This window comes from Agromyces seonyuensis, from assembly GCF_009789225.1.
Lineage (GTDB): Bacteria > Actinomycetota > Actinomycetes > Actinomycetales > Microbacteriaceae > Agromyces > Agromyces seonyuensis.
Genome location: NZ_WSTA01000148.1, coordinates 1 through 1,691 on the forward strand (window position 1 = coordinate 1; position 1,691 = coordinate 1,691).

Consider the following 1,691-nt stretch of genomic DNA (forward strand, 5'->3'; position numbering starts at 1 on the left):
GGATGCCCGGCTCGGCGCCGAGGATGCCGGAGCGCGCCCGGCGGGCGACGCCGCGGGAGCGCCCCATTCGACCGGGCCGCCCGCGTACTCGCCGTCCGGCGGGGGCGGCGGAGCGCCCCACTCGTCGTCCGGCGGCGGCGCGAACTCGTCGGGATCCCAGGGGATCTCGTTCCAGTCGTCGGCGGGGTTCGGGCTCACCGTTCGAGCGTAGCCGTGACGGCCGACCGTGCGCCCTCGGGAGATTCGGTCGGTGGGCGTCCCCCAGGCGTCGAGGGACGCGCGCGGCACCGGTAGCGTGCGACCCGGCGGCGCGCGCGACGCGGGGCGGAACGGGAGGCGGAGCAGATGAGCGAACTCGGCGCGGGATCGACGGAACGGGAAGCGGGCGGCGCGAGCGGCGTCTTCGACTTCTCCCGGCAGGCGCATCGCGTCGCGTTCGACCTCCTGGCCACGGAGCCCATCGCCTGGCTCACCACCGTGCGTCCGGACGGTGCGCCCGCGGCCGTGCCCGTCTGGTTCCTCTGGGACGACGGAGACCTCGTGGTGCTCAGCCGGCCGACCGCCCGCAAGGTGCGCAACCTCGAGGCGAACCCGCACTCGCTCCTGCACCTCAACGCCGTCGCGGACGAGAGCCCGGTCGTCGTGATCAGAGGGACCGCGACGCTCGAGCACGACGCCGCGGCCGCCTGGCTCGAGGACGGGGGCCGCGACTTCGGCGGGAAGTACGCGCGGGAGCTCGCCGAGCTCTACCACTGGACGAGCGCGGAGATGGCGGCGCAGTTCTCCACGGTCATCCGCATCGCGCCCGCATCGCTGCTCGCCTGGACCGCGGAGGAATTACAGGAGTAGCGGCCCGCCGAACCGAGGCTGCGGACGCGAAACGCGGGTCGAGCGATGCCCGACCCGCGTCTCGCGGTCTCGTGCTGCGAGTCAGCCGCGCTCGCGCGGCTCGTCGTCGCGCGGGCTCGATCCGTCGTCGCCGGGGTCGTCGGTCTCGTCGCCCGACGCCCGATCCGTCGCATCGTCCGATTCGACCGGCTCGTCCGACTCGACGGGCTCGACCGCCGCGTCGTCCTCGTCATCGCGCGGGCGGCGCAGCACCATCCAGGCGAGCAGGGCCGCGACGATCGCGGCGAGGATGCCGCCGCCGATCCAGAGGACGTCGGCGGACACGCCGACGGTGCGCCCCGCTTCCGAGTCCGGCTGGACGAGTTCGGGCGCTTCCGCCTTCGATCCGTCCTCCGTGGGGCTCGTGCCCTCCATCGCGCAGACCGGCGCGTCGGCGCCCTCGGCGAGCACGGCATCCGCCGCCGGCGCCCAGTCGAACGAGAACTCGCCCGAGATCGGATGCCCGTCGATCGAGACGACCTGCCACTCGGCCGTGTACTCGCCGGCCGGGCCCAGGGCCGCCGACGCGCGGACCGTCGGTCCGTCGATGACGGCGCAGTCCGTCGCGTAGTAGCGGCCGTCGGGCCCGACGACGTCGAGGTAGCTCGCGCCGAGGTCGAGCAGCGAGTCGTTCGTGGTGAGCGAGACCGAGTTCGGCTGCGCCGTCACGGTGGCGCCGTCGGACGGCGACGACCCGATCGGGTAGTTGTGCGCCGCGGCGGGCAGCGCGGGCAGCAGCGCGAGCGCCGCCCCCGCGAGAGCGGCCGCGGCCGCCGCACCGGTACGGCGGACGCCCCCGCGAC

Annotated in this window: 2 protein-coding genes and 1 pseudogene; 1 reads left to right on the forward strand and 2 read right to left on the reverse strand. The window is 75.0% G+C overall.

Going from position 1 to position 1,691, the window contains the following annotated elements:
* Positions 1-198: pseudogene (locus GB864_RS17935) on the reverse strand (hypothetical protein); the annotation flags it as partial.
* A 147-nt stretch (positions 199-345) separates the two neighbouring features.
* Between GB864_RS17935 and GB864_RS17940 the strand changes: the two are divergent.
* A complete protein-coding gene (locus tag GB864_RS17940; protein WP_160427048.1) occupies positions 346-849 on the forward strand; it encodes a pyridoxamine 5'-phosphate oxidase family protein in 504 nt (167 codons plus the stop codon).
* Positions 850-930: 81 nt separating this feature from the next.
* Here the strand turns inward: GB864_RS17940 and GB864_RS17945 are convergent.
* A partial coding sequence (locus GB864_RS17945) for a copper resistance CopC family protein (protein ID WP_160427049.1) occupies positions 931-1,691 on the reverse strand: 761 nt, incomplete at its 5' end.